General features: G+C 35.8%; 15 protein-coding genes. 12 read left to right on the forward strand and 3 right to left on the reverse strand.

Translation table 11 applies throughout. The features are described 5' to 3' along the window. Positions 1-167: 167 nt before the first annotated feature. On the forward strand, positions 168-1,427 hold the full coding sequence (locus MHH88_RS09900) for a polysaccharide deacetylase family protein (RefSeq protein WP_339262732.1): 1,260 nt from the start codon (positions 168-170) through the stop codon (positions 1,425-1,427). Between the two features lie 77 nt (positions 1,428-1,504). On the opposite strand, the gene gltS is transcribed toward MHH88_RS09900, so the two are convergent. Together gltS and hutG are read right to left on the reverse strand one after the other, a co-directional pair. Next, positions 1,505-2,689 carry a sodium/glutamate symporter gene (gltS, locus tag MHH88_RS09905; protein WP_339262733.1) on the reverse strand — a complete coding sequence of 395 codons (1,185 nt, stop codon included), beginning with the start codon at positions 2,687-2,689 and terminating at the stop codon, positions 1,505-1,507. Continuing rightward, the gene (gene hutG, locus MHH88_RS09910; RefSeq protein WP_069512750.1) at positions 2,686-3,651 is read right to left on the reverse strand and encodes a formimidoylglutamase; all 966 of its coding nucleotides are present in this window, start codon (positions 3,649-3,651) and stop codon (positions 2,686-2,688) included. Before hutG ends, gltS begins: the two co-directional genes overlap by 4 nt. 127 nt (positions 3,652-3,778) lie before the next feature. Between hutG and MHH88_RS09915 the strand changes: the two genes are divergently transcribed. From MHH88_RS09915 to MHH88_RS09960, 10 genes are all read left to right on the forward strand, one after another. Then, complete coding sequence (locus MHH88_RS09915) at positions 3,779-4,669, forward strand: LysR family transcriptional regulator (protein ID WP_069512749.1); 891 nt, start codon at positions 3,779-3,781, stop codon at positions 4,667-4,669. A gap of 225 nt (positions 4,670-4,894) precedes the next feature. Continuing rightward, positions 4,895-6,130, forward strand: coding sequence for an acyl-CoA dehydrogenase family protein (locus tag MHH88_RS09920; RefSeq protein ID WP_339262736.1), 1,236 nt, complete (start codon positions 4,895-4,897; stop codon positions 6,128-6,130). Further along, positions 6,127-6,903 (forward strand): SDR family oxidoreductase, encoded by a 777-nt coding sequence (locus MHH88_RS09925; protein ID WP_339262737.1) that lies wholly within the window; start codon positions 6,127-6,129, stop codon positions 6,901-6,903. The genes MHH88_RS09920 and MHH88_RS09925 overlap by 4 nt, the downstream gene beginning before the upstream one ends. Positions 6,904-6,914: 11 nt before the next feature. Beyond that, a complete protein-coding gene (locus tag MHH88_RS09930; RefSeq protein ID WP_339262739.1) occupies positions 6,915-7,961 on the forward strand; it encodes a phosphotransferase family protein in 1,047 nt (348 codons plus the stop codon). 614 nt (positions 7,962-8,575) lie between these two features. Further along, complete coding sequence (locus MHH88_RS09935; RefSeq protein WP_339262741.1) at positions 8,576-9,169, forward strand: S8 family serine peptidase; 594 nt, start codon at positions 8,576-8,578, stop codon at positions 9,167-9,169. A gap of 120 nt (positions 9,170-9,289) precedes the next feature. After that, on the forward strand, positions 9,290-10,195 hold the full coding sequence (locus tag MHH88_RS09940; protein WP_339262742.1) for an SAR2788 family putative toxin: 906 nt from the start codon (positions 9,290-9,292) through the stop codon (positions 10,193-10,195). A gap of 17 nt (positions 10,196-10,212) precedes the next feature. Further along, positions 10,213-10,584 (forward strand): hypothetical protein, encoded by a 372-nt coding sequence (locus MHH88_RS09945; protein WP_024361884.1) that lies wholly within the window; start codon positions 10,213-10,215, stop codon positions 10,582-10,584. 77 nt (positions 10,585-10,661) lie between these two features. Next, positions 10,662-11,060, forward strand: a complete 399-nt coding sequence (locus MHH88_RS09950) for a hypothetical protein (protein ID WP_339262744.1) — start codon at positions 10,662-10,664, stop codon at positions 11,058-11,060. 718 nt (positions 11,061-11,778) lie between these two features. Next, positions 11,779-11,949 (forward strand): hypothetical protein, encoded by a 171-nt coding sequence (locus tag MHH88_RS09955; RefSeq protein ID WP_339262746.1) that lies wholly within the window; start codon positions 11,779-11,781, stop codon positions 11,947-11,949. A gap of 497 nt (positions 11,950-12,446) precedes the next feature. After that, positions 12,447-12,866, forward strand: coding sequence for a hypothetical protein (locus MHH88_RS09960; protein WP_339262747.1), 420 nt, complete (start codon positions 12,447-12,449; stop codon positions 12,864-12,866). A gap of 438 nt (positions 12,867-13,304) precedes the next feature. On the opposite strand, the gene MHH88_RS09965 is transcribed toward MHH88_RS09960, so the two are convergent. Then, positions 13,305-13,874, reverse strand: coding sequence for a GNAT family protein (locus MHH88_RS09965; RefSeq protein ID WP_339262749.1), 570 nt, complete (start codon positions 13,872-13,874; stop codon positions 13,305-13,307). Positions 13,875-14,611: 737 nt separating this feature from the next. Here MHH88_RS09965 and MHH88_RS09970 point away from each other — a divergent pair. Beyond that, a complete protein-coding gene (locus MHH88_RS09970; RefSeq protein WP_339262751.1) occupies positions 14,612-17,215 on the forward strand; it encodes a cation-translocating P-type ATPase in 2,604 nt (867 codons plus the stop codon). Positions 17,216-17,277 lie beyond the last annotated feature (62 nt).

The raw sequence follows: 17,277 nt of genomic DNA on the forward strand, positions 1-17,277 counted from the left end.
CCGATATGGATTATCAAAAATCATTCTTACAGAAGTTGTAAATTAGCAAATCTAGTTGATTCTTACTATTTTCTGGTATAATAACATTATCAGATTTCAATCCTATGTTTTTAATATATTTTACACAGGAGACGACATCAGTGATTGTAAAAAGGCGGTGTAGAATAATGAAAAAATTATTACCTTTTGCGTTATTATGGGCATTTTTATGTAGTATGGCTATTGGGCATCATGTTTCGGCTCAAGCTAGTATGCCTGCCATCCAACAAGTTCTAAAGGATGCGACGGTGTATGAAGAGGCTTCCACAGAAAGCAAAGTGAATGGCTATATTAAACAAGGCAATTTTGTGCAAGCCTCAGCTTTCAATGAGGAATGGATACATATCCAAATGGCACAGTTAGAGGGGTATGTGGAAGCCTCAACATTAGCAGAGCTAACGCCGGAAAAAGCTGTAGTGGCGAAAAAAGGCGGCCTAAACTTAATGTCCTATCCAAGTCCAAGTGCACAAAAAGTTGGACAGCTATATGAAAATAGTATGTTAATGGTGTATGGCAAAGCACCTGGTGGTTGGTCATATGTGCAATATGGACATGAATTTGGCTATGTCGCGACAAATGCGCTGAAAAAACCAACTGCGATAAAAAAGCAGGTAAATGCACCTAAAGGGGCTATTATTCATTTAACTGCGAGCCCAAGCGGTGAAGTGCTAGGCACGCTAGCGCATAAAACGATTGTGCAGCAATATACAATAGTAGCAGGCTGGGCGTATGTGGAAGCTGACGATCAAAAAGGGTACATAAAGGCTTCAGAGCTAACGGACTTAACCGTAAATAATAAAGTTTACAATCAAGGAGTACCAGTAGCAAAAGGAGCGAAAAAGCGGGTAGCTTTAACATTTGACGATGGGCCGAATGCGAAAGTTACGCCACAAATATTAGCCATTTTAAAGAAATACAATGTAAAGGCAACATTTTTTATGGTTGGGAAAAATGCCTCTAGCAATGCAAAAATTGTAGAGCAAGTGTATATGGATGGTCATGAAATTGGCAATCATACGTGGAATCATCCGAAGCTAACTAATTTAGCGAAAACAAGCGTTAAAGAAGAAGTGGATCGGACAAGCAATGCCATTTACGCAGCTATTGGTCAATATCCAACTGTTTTTCGCCCACCATATGGAGCGACAAATGACCAAGTGCGCTCTGTTATTACAATGCCTTCTATTTTATGGTCGATTGATACACTCGATTGGAAGCATCGCAATGCCGATAAAATATTAACGTATGTCAAAGCATCTGTCAAAGATGGCAGTATTATTTTAATGCATGATATTCATCAAACGACAGCCAACGGGCTAGAAAATGTTATTCTTTATTTACAGAAACAAGGTTATGAATGTGTAACGGTAAGTGACATATTACAATAATGCATTCTATGAAGTTCTTTCTATAATGGAAGAAGCCGTGCAACAGTCTTATAAAGACTATGCACGGCTTTTTTAAGTTATTTAAATAAGTTAATAGTTGTAATAATAATAGGTATACCAAAGACATCAATTAAAAATGCACCTACAATTGGCACAACGAGGAATGCCTTTGTAGAAGGACCGAAGCGCTGAACAACTGCTGACATATTCGCCATTGCATTCGGTGTTGCACCCAAGCCATGTCCTGCAAAGCCCGCCACCATAACTGCTGCATCGTAGTTTTTGCCGAGTAATTTAAATAATACAAAAATACAGAATAGAACGATGAATAGTACTTGTACAAAAACAATGACAAATAGAGGTAAAGCTAAATCGGCAATTTCCCATAGTTTAATGCTCATTAACGCCATAGATAGGAAAACACCTAATGTGACGTCACCGATTAAAGAAATACTTTTCATGTTAATGGCATTTGGTTTCACTTTATCTAAAATATTACGGACGAATACAGCGACAAACATGGCACCTACGTAACCTGGTAATACGAAACCTGTAGCTTCAGAGAATAGAGTTCCAACATACGTTCCGACAGCCATACAAAATGTGATGATTACCACTTGTGTAAAGAATGAATCCGATGTAATTTGTTCATGTTTATTTTCATACTCAACGGCTTCTGCTTCTTGTTCATCTGGTGTTAAATTGTATTTCCCAACTAAATATTTGACAATCGGCCCACCAATTAGACCTCCAGCCACTAAGCCACATGTAGCCGCCGCCGCACCGATTGTCATAGCTGATGAAATTCCTAAATCTTCTAATGTTTGACCGAAAGCCGCCGCCGCACCGTGACCACCTTCCATAGAAACTGCACCTGCCATCATACCGATTAATGGATGAATGCCCATTAGTGAAGCAAGGGATACACCAATAACGTTTTGCATTAGCGCAAGGAACCCACATGCTAGCCAATAAATGACTAATAGCTTACCACCTAGCTTTACCAGTTTAAAGCTAGCACCTAAACCAATTGTCGTGAAAAAAGTAATCATAAATAAGCTTTGTAATGATGTATCAAGAGATATTTCTAATAGGCCAGTTGTTTTTAATATTGTGGCTAGTGCTGCAAAAAGTAAACCACCAACAACTGGTGCTGGAATACAGAAACGCTTTAAAAAGTTTATTTTATTAATAAGGAAGCTCCCGAATGCAAATAACGCGACTGCGAGAAATACTGTTGTAATTTGATTAATTTCGATCATGAACCGTTCCTCCTAAGTAAGTTGTTGAGTGCATCGTAGACAAAATAAGCACCCAATTTGACTGTTTGACCATTTTCATCTAGTAACGGATTCACTTCACATATATCAAAAGAATGGGTATGTGGATGTGATGCTACTTTTTGAATTACAGCTCGAACCGTTTTTGGATCTAGACCAAAAGGAGAAGGTGCACTAACACCAGGTGCGTAGGCTGTGTTGACAACGTCCATACATAAAGTAAGTAAAATATAATCATGATTATCCATAAATTGCTGTAGATCGTTCATAATATGCGCGTTGTTGTCTGCTGTCATTTGTTCTTCTAACACATATTTCACTTGTAGCTCATGTGCTTTATCAAACAGCTCTTGTGTATTTCCATAACGTTGAATACCTAGTACAAAATAGTCTGTATGTGGATCTTGTTCTAAAATTTGACGGAACATTGTACCGGATGAAGTTTGTTCATCATATGGTCGTAAATCAAAATGTGCATCGATGTTAATAATGCCGATACGGGCATCTTTTTGTAATGCTGCACGAACACCTAAGTAATGCCCGTATAATGTTTCATGACCGCCACCAAGGATAATACATTGCATGTTTTTAGCGCGTAGACCTTGAACAATTTCACCGAGCTCTTGTTGTGCATCCTCTAACGCATGATTGAGGCAAAGAATGTTACCGACATCGATAATTTCCTGTTGCTCATCAAATGTCCACGGTAAGCTTGCCAGTGCACCACGAAGTGCATTGGGTCCATTTGCTGCACCAACTCGCCCTTGATTGCGGCGTACCCCTTCATCACATATAAACCCGACAATCCCAGCATTTTTTTGTTGTGAAGCGCTTACATCGTTAATAGCCAATCGTTTTACTTTTTGATGTAATCGGAAACTACTTGGATTAGTAGTTGAATCGATGCGACCTTTCCATTGTTTTTGATCTGTCATTGTATACATCTCTTTATCAACTCCATTAACATTATTCTTGTAGTGTTAATTTATTATATATTCACATAATTATATTTACTAATATATAATTATTATTAATCTATAGTTTTAAACTATAAATGGGGGGTAGGTTGTTTTGGATTTAAAACAATTACAATATTTTATCGCTGTTATTGAGCATATGAATTACTCGAAAGCAGCTGAAAAATTGCATATTTCTCAGCCTTCTTTAAGTAATGCTATTAAAAAATTAGAACAAGAAGTTGGTTCTTCTTTACTTGAAAGAAATACAAGAAATTTGCAATTAACCGAAGCAGGTCAGCTTCTATATGAACGAGCAAAAGTTATTTTAAAAAATATGGAAGTGCTAAAAATTGAAATGGACGAGGTCATTGTACATGGTACAAGTGATTTGACCATCGGTGTAATGGAGTCCATTAAGCATTGGTTACCGAAAGCGATTGTCGAATATAAAAAGGGCTATCCACAGATGAAGTTTCATTTAGTCGATATTTTAGGTAGCAAGCGTGTTAAGAAATCACTGAAAGGCTATAAAACGCATGTGATTATTACCAATCAATTAATGGACGATGAAGAGCTCGAAGTGAAATGTTTGTATGAGGAACGACTTGTCGCTGTATTACCTTTACATCATCCGTTAGCGACGAAAGATTTACTGACCATTGCAGATTTAAGCAATGAGCCATTTATTATTAGTACGGATGGATTTCAAACAAGGCAGGATATTTTAAATGCATTTGAACAAGCTGGTCAAGCAATCAATGTTCAATTTGAAATCGAACGTTTTGAAACGGCTGTATCCCTTGTTCGCGAAAATTTAGGTATTACCATTTTGCCTGAAAACTATTTACAGGGGCCAACCGCGAAGACGATTGTTCAGAAAGAAATTGATTGCCCTAATTTACAAAGGAATGTTTATTTAGTGTATTTAAAAAATCGACATCTGCCCTTTGCAATCCGACAATTTATTGATGGTGTTATACATTATTTTGATAGTAAAAGATAATGTTGACGATATTTTGATATAGCTATTATTTTTATGTCTGTAAAAAGAAGGTGAAATGGAGATGCTTTTTTTAGCTATTTTTGCATATGAAATTTCTCTTTTATTCAAATTTTTGTGGAATAGATGATTGATTTACATGCCGTATAGCGGTAACATTTAATGTAAGAATAAGAATGAACAATCATTCATTTTCATTCGCGTTGTCAATCAAAGGGGGGCTTTCATATGAATTTTTCTTATAGTGAAAAAGTAGTAGAACTGCAAGAAAAACTGACGAAATTTATGGAGCAGTATATTTATCCAAATGAGGCACTGTATGCGGCACAGGTGGAAGCAATGGCGGATCGTTGGGGAGCGATTCCTCCGATTATGGAAGAATTGAAGCGTAAAGCACAAGAAGCGGGGCTATGGAATTTATTTTTACCTGATAGCGAGTATGGCGCAGGTTTATCGAATATAGAATATGCTCCTTTATGTGAAATTATGGGGCGATCATTAATAGCGCCGGAAGTCTTTAACTGCAATGCGCCGGATACGGGGAATATGGAGGTACTTGTACGCTATGGGTCGGATAAGCAAAAAAAAGAGTGGTTAGAGCCGCTCTTGCGTGGAGAAATTCGCTCTTGCTTTGCGATGACAGAGCCGGCAGTGGCCTCTAGTGATGCGACCAATATTGAGGCTAGTATCGAACGAGATGGTGATCAGTATATTTTAAACGGTCATAAGTGGTGGACAACCGGGGCTGGAGATCCACGCTGTAAAGTGGCGATTTTTATGGGAAAACATAAGGATTCTACGGCTTCTATCCATGAGCAACAATCTATGATTCTAGTTCCAATGGATACACCAGGTGTCAAAATAGAACGCATGTTAACGGCCTTTGGCTATGACCATGCACCTGAAGGGCATGGAGAGGTTACGTTTACAAATGTACGAGTACCTGTGGACAATATTTTATGGGGTGAAGGGAAAGGTTTTGCGATTGCTCAAGGTCGTTTAGGCCCAGGCCGCATTCATCATTGCATGCGTCTTATCGGAGCAGCTGAACGTGCTTTAGAAGAAATGTGTAGCCGCTTACTAGAGCGTCAAGCCTTCCATCGACCGCTAGCAGACCAAGGCGTGATGCGTGAACGAATAGCAGAATCACGTATTGATATTGAACAGGCAAGGCTGCTTACGTTAAAAGCAGCATACATGATGGATACAGTAGGGAATAAAGAGGCGAAGGCTGAAATTGCGATGATTAAAGTAGTCGCACCGAATATGGCATTGCGTGTTATCGACCGTGCCATCCAAGCATTTGGCGCTGCTGGCGTTGGTCCTGATACGACGCTCGCTGCGCAATGGGCGAATTCACGTACATTGCGTTTAGCAGATGGACCAGACGAGGTACATCGTAATACTGTAGCGAAATTGGAACTGAAAAAACATGCCCCAAAGCAAAAGGAGCTGGTAAAATGACTGTTCTTGACCTATTTAGCTTGCAAGGGAAAACGGCTATTGTTACAGGTGGTGGTCGCGGACTTGGTGCACAAATTGCGCAAGGCTTTGCAGAGGCTGGTGCCAATGTTGTGCTGTGCTCACGCAAAGTGGAGGCTTGTGAGGAAATAGCTTCACAACTTGCACAATTGGGTGTTCAGACACTTGCGCTTGCCTGTGATGTGACGAAACCAGAGGAAATTGCCCATGTTGTGTCAAAGACATTAGAAACCTTTGGTAAAATTGATATTTTAGTAAACAACAGTGGGGCATCATGGGGGGCGCCGGCTGTCGATATGTCATACGAGGCATGGCAAAAGGTATTTGATGTAAACGTCAACGGTACATTTTTAATGTCGCAAGCTGTTGGTAAAGTGATGCTTGAACAAAAAGCTGGGAAAATTATTAATATTGCTTCTATTGCAGGGCTTGGAGGTACACTTCCTGACTTTATGGATACAATTGGTTATAACGCTAGTAAAGGTGCAGTTATTACGTTAACCAAAGATTTAGCGGTGAAATGGGGACCATCAGGTGTAAACATTAATGCCATTGCCCCTGGATTTTTCCCAACGAAAATGTCCAATGTTTTAATAGAACGAGGACAAGATTATTTAATGGGGGCTACACCTTTAAAGCGTCTAGGTGCTGAAAATGATTTGAAGGGCGTTGCATTATTTTTAGCAGCTGCAGCTTCGGATTATATTACAGGTGAGGTTATTGTGGTAGATGGTGGAATGAGTGCAATTATTTAAGGGGGGTTCCTATGGATACGATGCAAGTAAGGGCAAGTGAACGAATCGATGCAGAGCAATTACATGCTTTTTTAAAGCGACATTTCCCAGACTTACCAGAAGGGAAACTAGAAATTTCTCAATTTAGTGCGGGTCATTCTAATTTAACTTACTGTTTAAAAATAGCGGATTTTGAAATTGTACTTCGCAGACCACCTCTAGGGCCAGTGGCAAAAAAAGCGCATGATATGAAGCGTGAATTTACCATTTTATCGGCGCTTCATCCGTTTTTAGCCGTTGTACCAAAACCATATATATATGTAGATGACGCTAGCATTATCGGCAGTGACTTTTTCTTAATGGAACGAAAAAAAGGTGTCGTGTTGGACACATGTTTCCCATCTGGGACAGAATCGACAGTAGCACTCGCACATCAATTGTCTGAAAAAATGGTGGAATCACTTGTAGCGCTCCATGCCATTCCATATAAGGAAACGGCTTTAAAGGACATGGTCAAGCCTGAAGGATTTATGGAACGCCAAGTGCATAGCTGGGTCGAGCGTTACGACAAAGCAAAAACAGCTGAGCTTTCAGAAGTAACAGCGCTAACGGCTTGGTTAAAGGCTAATATACCGACAAATAATGAAGCGACAATTATTCACTATGACTATAAGTTCAACAATGCGATGTTTTCACAAGATTACTCAGAAATGATTGGGCTTTTTGATTGGGAAATGACAACAGTAGGTGATCCGTTAGCAGATCTCGGTGTTGCGATGAGTTATTGGATGCATGCAGATGATCCAAAAATGTTGTTGTATGCACTAGGGGAGCCACCGATTACGGTTCATCCTGGATTTTATTCAAGAGAGGAATTTATCGCGCGCTATGCGGAGAAAAGTGGTCGAGATGTCTCATCAATCGACTATTATATCACGTTTGCTTATTTTAAATTAGCGGTCATTTGCCAACAAATTTATTATCGTTATGTCAACGGACAAACGAAAGACGATCGTTTCGCACAAATGGATACGATGGTAGTTGCGCTTATACAACAAGCTGCTAAAAGTATTAAATAGAAGTAGGTTAATAGAGGTAGTTTGATTGTAGATGCTCCTAATCTTGGGGAGCATCTACAATCTTTTTTTGTTGGTGTCTAATTTAATTGATAGATAACAACTACAGATTATCCGACATTAATATTTATAGTTTTAAATTATCCACTCGCACCAACTTTATTATGCAATACAAAATATTCACGATAAAGAAATAAAAGAGGGGGAATGCATGTTCTACTTTGGGGGGAGGAACTAGGCAGAAATAGCGAAATCAGTATTTTGCGTAAAAACTTCATCAAGATGTTGCTTTTCTTAGGCTCTCTGAACTCTCTTGTTAAATTCCCTTTTAATAGAACCATCAAATTTAATGTCGAATATTTAAGAAATTCTCGTATTCGAACTGAAAAAAATGTCGAAAAAATGAATTTTAAGAGTAAATATGTATTAAGTGCATTCAAATTTTTTTAATATTCAATTAATATATAATTGTCGAGAAAGACAAATCTATTAAATGTATTAAAGGAGGTTTATATGAAAAAGTTTCTTTTTTTGTATTTGCTACCTTAATCATTATCTTAGTGTTTACTCATCATGTTGTATCAGAAAATCAGGAAGTCCAAAAGGAAAAGTTTAAGGTGGCAATTTTAGATAGTGGCATTAATGAAGAATTTTTGGAAAGTGGTATTGTTGATGAATTTAATGCTATCGACCCGACATCGCCGACTATTGATGAAATGAGTCATGGAACTCCAATTGCCAATATTATTGAAAATAGTGAGATAGACTTGATTGATGTAAAAGTTTTGAACAAGGACGGTAAGGGGAAGGCAGATGACTTAGTTAAAGCCCTAGAATGGTGTATTGAGCAAAAAGTAGATATTATCAATATCAGCTTTGGATATCAAACGGAAAATTTAGCTGTCAAAACTGTTATTGGTAAAGCCGTTGCAAATGGAATTCTTATTATAGCAGCGGCTGGTAACACTTTCGGTTTTAGTGTTGATTATCCAGCAAAATATGATGAAGTGATATCTATTACTGCGACAGATAAAGAATTGAGAAGACTTAGTTCAACAGGAAAAGGAAAAATTGATTTTGCCTTTGTGGGAGAAGACGTCGTAGCTATAGACAAAGATGGATATTATAGAAAATTTACTGGGACGTCCTTTGCAACTGCAAAGGCTACTAAATATATTTCCAGTCTAATGGCTGCACAAAAAAATCGTTAAGTAAGGAATCAATAGTGGCACTGTTAAAGCAGCAAGCAAAAGATTTAGGTGAAGAAGGTTTTGATCGTGAATATGGATATGGGGTTATAGAAGATAATTAATAACGAAAGGAGATTATTTATGAAAAAGATTATCTCTATATTAATGGTTATTTTTTTAATTTTCGGTGTAACTATCCCGCATGCGGGTGCAAGTACGATTATTCCTATAAATAAGCTTTCTAACGAAAATAATGATGAAAAACAGTTTCAAAATGATATTGATACAGAAATTAAAGAAGCAGAAAAGGAAATAAGGAAAGAGATAGAAAAAGAAATTACAAATTTATATGGAAAGGAAACACTTGAAGATATTGAATCTTTGGACTTAGGCATTGAAATCCTTAAAAATGGACAAATTATTGTAACTCTTAATTTGAATACAACTGATTTCGATGCTGGATTTGAGTTAGATATGTATCCAGAAAGCGATACTATTATCTTAACTAGTACCTTTATAGACGAAAAAGGTGAAGAGATTCATAAAAAACTCGCGGCAGTTGTTCATGAAAACAATGACGATGTATTTAAAGCAAGTTTACAAGACATCGAAACAGGTGAAGTTTACAATATTGATACAACTGAATTAAATGCTTCTGTATTACCGGTTTTTGTGTATGTTGTTGGAGGAGTTGCAATTCGAACAACTGCAAGATATGTTCTTGGAATACCAATTAAAAACTTATCTCATAGAGGCTTTAATAGTTTTGACTCTTTAAGAAAATTTTTAGGGAATGCTGGTACAAATAGACAATGGCATCATATTGTTGAACAATCACAAATTGCAAAGTCTGGCTCTAGTAAAACATCTATTCACAATACTCGTAATATCGTATCCATAGATATACAACATCATCAAAGAATTACAGGATACTATAATTCTATCCGGCCATATTCAGAAGGTAAACGAGTAAGGGATTGGTTAGCCGGAAAGAGTTGGGATTATCAATACGATTATGGTATAAAAATTATGGATAGACTACGATAATAATATGAGGTGATAATGTGCAAGATAAAAAAATATTAGTTGAAGAGTTTATTAATCATTGCTTGATAGCAGAAGAAACGCCGATGACTGGAGATTATAAAAGAGGAAATAAATCAAATAAGGCGTTGCTAGCTATTTTGGAGCAACTAAAGCAATCATCTGAACTTGCAACAGACGTGTTAGATGAGTTGTTTTTACATGAAAATCCTTTTGTCTTATATGTTTGCAGTATTTATGCAATTGTATTGAATTATCGTAGAGCTGATGCTGTAAAAATGCTTGAAAAGATTGCAGGGATGGAACAGAATATGACCAGTTTTGAGGCAAGCATAGTTCTTGAACAATATGAATCAGGTGAACTTTTTAAACTGTATGGCGTAAGTAAATAAGCTACCATTAAGGAAATGGCTCAGCGATAAATATATGAGGGTCTTTTTTCTAAATTAACTTAAAGGTGGTGATATAGATGGATAGTCAAATGTGTTTACTAATGGAGGTTCATGATTTAATTGAAGAATACTCTAAAATGGGTGATAGCCTACGAAATCCAGAAAACGCGATAATAGGCATAGAGGATGAGCTTAAATTAAGTGTTGAAGAAGTCAAAGCGTTAAAAGCAAATGAATTTGATTTTTATAGTATTTGTGGCATTGAAAAGATTGTTCGCGATCGGATGCTTTCAACCTTTTTTCACTTTTTCTGTATTATAGATGGTGTTGGTGATCCTAAATTTAGAAAAGATAATACGGTGTGGTTAGGGATGAAATTAGAACAGAGAGGTCTAGATGATGAGCGAGAGCACGAGGAATTTCTACACGATATGCTATATGAAGCATATTGGAAATCGCAAGAATTGAAATCTTAAGATTGTAGCTTTGATTTATGGAAAGATTTTAAATATCTATTAAGATAATCAATAAAAGTACTCTAAACAAAGATACATCCTTTTGAGTACTTTTATTGCATTAACAAGGGTTACAGACTAGGCTGTTTGCTTGGATACAAATGATGATAGATAAACGTTGCTATTCATTGCTAAGACTATAGAATGATAGTATCCCTAAACAAAAAATGATGAATAATGTTAAAAAAATATAAAAAACCGTTTTATTTTTCACAAAATCCACCCCTTTTATGCTAATATCTGTTGAAGTAACTAATAAATGTAATATGTAGAACTACCTAATTTATATACTAGAATATAATAACTGAAATATCAATTAATTTAAAGGGTAGAAAGGGTGCATTGTATGTCTTGCAAATATAATAAATATGTAAGTTTTATTACTGCAATAACTCTCCTTTTACTAATTTTATTCTTTACTAATAAAGTAAGCAAAGAGGTGTTTTTACTCTTATACATGCCTTTAAGTATAGCAATGCTAATCTTTGGAATTTTGGTGCTTAAAAACACTTTGAAAGATAAAGAAGATATAGATTTACATGCATCAGAAATTAAAAGACGACTAAAAAATAGAATGAAAAAGAAGTAGTTTGTTTTTCTTCATTCGCTAATGTCGATAAGCTTTTTTGATACTATTGTTAATTTAAAATGTCTGAATGAAATAATAGTAGGTGATAATGTGCAAGATAAAAAAATATTAGTTGAAGAGTTTATTAATCATTGCTTGATAGCAGAAGAAACTCCGATGACTGGAGATTATAAAAGAGGGAATAAATCCAATAAGGCGCTGCTTGCTAATTTGGAGCAACTAAAGCAATTATCTGAACTTACAACAGGCGTGTTAGATTAGTTGTTTTTACATGAAAATCCTTTTATCTTATTGAACTATCTCAGAGCTGAAGCTATAAAAATGCTTGAAAAGATTGAATGATTGTAGATTTGATTTATGAAAAGATTTTGTTTAATTAAGTATAATTAAACATTCAATCAATAAAAGCACTCAAAACAAGAGTGCTTTTATTGATTGAAGAAAATATATAATGCAAAGAAAAGAATTCATTAAAAATGGTTACAGACAAGGCTGTTTAGTTTGGTCAGTAGTATTGTTTAGTATTTGTTCGGAACACAGTAGTAATCTAAACATGTAATCTTGTCATTGGGTAAATAACCGTTATTAAAAGCCTAGGTACTCAATTAATATTGAGCCTGGACTTTTTTATTTCAAGAAATATAACACTTGCCAATAGTAAATTATTAATAGTAGTCAGAATTATAAAAATATTGATAATAATGAGGCTATTAGTTATAATCAAAATGATTTATAATATAAAGGAGATGATGAAGGAAATGAAGAGACTAAGTATTTTGTTGTGCGCGTTTACATTAGTATTTGGAATTCTTGCATTTTCAGGAATCTCTTTAGCTGCCGAGGAAACAAGCTTTAATGATGTTGAGGTTACACCAATAGCAGAACCAGTAACAGAACTACCTCTTGGTTTTGACATCAATAAAGAATATGAAGATGGAGAAATAATATCAGAGACAATCACTAAATCTGATATTAATCCACGAGGTTTTTATCTTTATGCAGATGCATCGCATCAAGTGTATTATACATTTAATAGCTCTATACCAACATTGTATCCTTACGAAAAATGGATTGATGGATATTTATATAAAGGAAATCTAAGATTACAAGGAGCTGTGCCAGCGGGAAAGGGTTATTTAGCTACATATAGTGGAAAGATTTCTACATTTATTAACTAAAATAAGGTTCTGCTATACAAGAAAAGCCACGTTCATTTATATGCATGTGGCTACTTTTGGTTAAATTTGTAAAATACCAGTTATTTAAAAAGCTAAATAAAGTCAGCAAAGAGGTGTTTTTCCTCTTATTTGCTCCTCTAAGTATAACAATGCTAATATTGGGGTTTTTAGCGTTTAGAAACGCTTTGAAAGATACAGAAAAGATTGATTTACATGCATCAGAAATCAATAGCTTTTGCAAATGTCGGTAAGCTTATGTGATACTCTTGTTGATTACAAAGCCTGACTTGTTAAACTACTAATAGTAGGTGATGACGAGCAGATATTAAACGATTGTAGATTCGGTTTATGGAACCGTTTAACGCCACAAACATGTATGAAGATAAACAAATAAAAGCACGCTAAATAGAATAGTCCTGTTTAGTGTGCCTTTTCAATTTATTTATTGTACTCTTCGTGCAAAATGCTGTAAATTTCCAAATCAACAATACCTTTACCAGACCAGAAAGTAGCTTGTCTTAATAAACCTTCTTTCATAAAGCCACTTTTTAAAAGCACTTTTTTTGACGCATCGTTCATCGGCATAACCTCTGCTTGAATTCTATTAATGTTCGCTTCATCAAATAAAAATTTACAAATGGTTTGTACAGATTCCGTTGCAATGCCCTTATTCCAATAGTTCTCTGCCAAATAGTAGCCAATTGTTGCCATATTTACTTTTTGGTTAAAATCCATCGCTTCGATTATACCGACTAAAGAATCTGGTTGATCTTTATAAAAAATCCCCCATTTCACTCTACTTCTTTTCATGAAGTCACGTTCAAAATGACCAATCATTTTTTGGACAGTCTGAATATTGTGCTTCGGGATAATGCCGCAATACTCAAATACTTTTTCATTATCGTAGATAGCGAATAACATGTCTAAGTGGCTTTCTTCTATTTTTTTAAATTGTAGGTTGCTAGAACGTAATAGTGGGAAGCTTTCAAAGATTTTTTCTACATTCATTGGATTCTCTCCCTTGTCATTTTGCGAGCTTGTTTTAATGATTTGGAATTTTTCATTTTGGAAAGCGATTTAAATAAGTATGTATTTAATATTTTCTAGTTAAACCATTATATTGTAAAATGGGAATCGAGTAAATCTAAAATAAAAAAAGCTGTATCGTATAAAATACCCTACAGCTTCGAATTGGTTTGTGCCCTTTGATGGTGCTACTGAAAGCAGTATACCATAGAATAATAAATAATTGTGATATTTATGTATTATAAATCTTTTGAAATCAATAGTGGTACGTGATGTCTTCTTCTTTTAATAGCCTAGGAGTAATTGGCTTTCTACATATTTATGATAAGTTATTTACCCATAGCCCCTCTTGATGTTGAACGTCGAGAGGGGCTTGTTATTTTGTAAACTTCATAAGTTAGCTTTGTCGTATAAAAAATTTAATCTCTCTATCAATTATTATCATACTGGATTAGGGTACGGAATAGATTGTTATAGTTCTACTATTAGGGATATGGAGTCGAAAGCAAAAGAGCACATATTTTTTAATATTATGTAACAGAAATCACGGCTTGTAATAGAAAAAATACAAGTCAAAAGGGGCCAAGTGATCGAAACGACATTTTGATAGCTAAAAGACTGTGCAATAAAGATAAAGTTGTTTTCCTTCTATTGCAATAGTCCGCTCTATGTTGAATAACACAACTATTATTAATAATTTACACTGGAAGGAGAATCAAATGACACAGTATCATCAGCAGTCGTCCGTTGAAGTCATGAATAAACTGAATGTGACCAATCAGGGATTGAGTGATTATGACGTTCAAAAGAGGCAAGAGGTTTACGGGTATAATGTTTTAGAGGAAAGTAAAAAGGTAAGTACACTTGCCGTTTTTTTCGGCCAGTTTAAAGATTTATTAGTGATTATTTTAATGGTAGCGGCTTTTATTTCATTTCTATTAGGTGAAGTAGAAAGTACGATTGTTATTTTGATTGTTATTATTTTAAATGCAGTTCTGGGCACTGTTCAACATGTAAAGGCAGAAAAATCTTTAGGTAATTTGAAAGCACTGTCTTCGCCCATAGCGAAAGTAATGCGTAATAATCAGATAATAGAAATTCCTTCTGAAGATATCGTTGTGGGAGATCTGTTGTATTTGGAAGCTGGAGATTATATAAATGCTGATGGAAGATTACTAGAAAGCCATAATCTTCATATTAATGAAAGTTCGTTGACAGGTGAATCATTAGCTGTCGCAAAAAGTGCCGATTCGATTAAGGAAGATGTAACCATTGCGGATAAGAAAAATATGGTCTTCACTGGAAGCTTTGTCACGAATGGACGAGGCGTTGTTATTGTGACAGCTATCGGAATGGACACGGAAATTGGGAAAATCGCCAATTTACTTGATACTGCAAAAGAAAAGAAAACGCCGCTACAAGTAAGTCTAGATCAATTTGGAGAAAAATTAGCTTTAGGCATCACGATGATTTGTGTTGTTATCTTCACGATTGATCTAGTTCGAGGCCGTGAATTAGTAGAATCATTTATGTTTGCCGTTTCGTTGGCTGTTGCCGCCATACCAGAGGCATTAAGTTCCATTGTCACAATTGTCTTGGCTTTTGGGACACAAAAAATGGCAAAGGAAAATGCTATAATACGAAAGCTTTTTGCTGTTGAAAGTCTGGGAAGCGTTTCGGTTATTTGTTCAGATAAAACAGGAACGTTAACTGAAAACAAAATGGTTGTCCAACATGTATACGTTAATCAGAAAGTGATTCCACACGATCAACTATATATGAAAAATGCAATTGAGAAAGATTTGATTTTAAAGGCGCTATTATGTAATGATGCATTGGAAAGAGATCATAAGGAAATCGGTGATCCTACTGAAATTGCCCTTGTGAAATTAGGGAAGCAGTATGATTTTGATGAATTACTTGTTAGAGACCATTGTCCAAGGGTGGCAGAGCTCCCTTTTGATTCAGATCGGAAGCTTATGAGTACGGTTAATCGGATTAATCAGCAAAATATTATGATTACTAAGGGAGCACTAGACGTTCTGCTATTCAAAATGTCAAAAATGAATACGTCGCAAGGTCTAGTTAATCTGACGCAAGAACATCGAAAAAAAATCGAAGAAGTGAATCGAGATTTTTCAATGAATGGTTTAAGAGTATTAGCCATTGCATATAAGGAAGTAAGAGAAGGCCGTCCAATTACCGTATTTGATGAAAGAGATTTAATTTTTGTTGGATTAATAGCAATGATGGACCCACCTAGAAAGGAATCGAAGGCAGCGGTTGAAAGCTGTATTAAAGCAGGTATTAAACCTGTAATGATTACAGGTGACCATAAAATAACTGCCACTGCCATAGCCAAACAAATCGGGATTTTACAGGACCCATCCGAAGCGATTGAAGGAGCTGAAATTGAAGGTTTAACCGATCGCGAACTGCAAGAAAAAGTTCAAGATGTTTCAGTTTATGCTCGCGTAACACCGGAACAAAAAATTCGTATTGTGAAAGCCTGGCAGGAAAAGGGTAATGTCGTTGCGATGACCGGTGATGGTGTCAATGATGGCCCCGCTTTAAAACAAGCTGATATCGGTGTAGCTATGGGAATAACTGGTACTGAAGTAGCGAAAGATGCATCATCTATGATATTAACAGATGATAATTTTTCAACGATTGTCAAAGCAATCTCGAATGGTAGAAGCATCTATACGAATATTAAAAATGCGATTTTATTTTTGTTATCTGGAAATGCAGGGGCTATTTTTGTCGTTTTATATGCTACTATATTAGGTTTACCCGTTCCATTTGCACCTGTTCATCTATTATTTATTAACCTACTTACCGATAGTTTGCCGGCCATTGCCATTGGACTGGAACCAAATAATAAAAACACCATGAAGGACAAGCCAAGAGATATTCGCACACCATTGTTAAATAAAGCTTTTACGACGCAAGTTATACTGGAAGGTTTATTAATTGCGATTGCTACGGCTGTTGCTTTTGAAATCGGATTGTCAACAGGAGATACTTTAACAGCTAGTACGATGGCGTTTACTACTTTATGTTTGTCGAGATTAATTCATGGCTTTAATTCCAGATCGAAGCAATCAATTTTTGCCATTGGTGTATTTTCGAATAAATATACTTGGTTAGCATTTTTAATCGGTTTTGTTGCTTTACATGTCGTATTATTTGTTCCATCATTTACGGGTATATTCGAAGTGGCCGCATTAAGTGGCGCCCAATTAGGCTTTATTTATAGCTTATCGTTTATGCCGTTTTTAGTTAATCAGTGGTTTAAACTATTGTTTGTCAGAAGTAAATAAGGCAACTTCATAAAGTGTCAGGCACCCAAATAGTGCCTGGTACTTTTAATATTTCTTTAAAT

Source organism: Lysinibacillus sp. FSL K6-3209 (assembly GCF_037976175.1).
GTDB lineage: Bacteria > Bacillota > Bacilli > Bacillales_A > Planococcaceae > Lysinibacillus > Lysinibacillus sphaericus_D.

Coding starts and splice junctions, on each gene's coding strand:
- MHH88_RS09900 (WP_339262732.1), top strand. CDS start 168: ATGAAAAAATTATTACCTTTTGCGTTATTATGGGCATTTTTATGTAGT.
- gltS (WP_339262733.1), bottom strand. CDS start 2,689: ATGATCGAAATTAATCAAATTACAACAGTATTTCTCGCAGTCGCGTTA.
- hutG (WP_069512750.1), bottom strand. CDS start 3,651: ATGTATACAATGACAGATCAAAAACAATGGAAAGGTCGCATCGATTCA.
- MHH88_RS09920 (WP_339262736.1), top strand. CDS start 4,895: ATGAATTTTTCTTATAGTGAAAAAGTAGTAGAACTGCAAGAAAAACTG.
- MHH88_RS09925 (WP_339262737.1), top strand. CDS start 6,127: ATGACTGTTCTTGACCTATTTAGCTTGCAAGGGAAAACGGCTATTGTT.
- MHH88_RS09930 (WP_339262739.1), top strand. CDS start 6,915: ATGGATACGATGCAAGTAAGGGCAAGTGAACGAATCGATGCAGAGCAA.
- MHH88_RS09940 (WP_339262742.1), top strand. CDS start 9,290: ATGAAAAAGATTATCTCTATATTAATGGTTATTTTTTTAATTTTCGGT.
- MHH88_RS09950 (WP_339262744.1), top strand. CDS start 10,662: ATGGATAGTCAAATGTGTTTACTAATGGAGGTTCATGATTTAATTGAA.
- MHH88_RS09960 (WP_339262747.1), top strand. CDS start 12,447: ATGAAGAGACTAAGTATTTTGTTGTGCGCGTTTACATTAGTATTTGGA.
- MHH88_RS09965 (WP_339262749.1), bottom strand. CDS start 13,874: ATGAATGTAGAAAAAATCTTTGAAAGCTTCCCACTATTACGTTCTAGC.
- MHH88_RS09970 (WP_339262751.1), top strand. CDS start 14,612: ATGACACAGTATCATCAGCAGTCGTCCGTTGAAGTCATGAATAAACTG.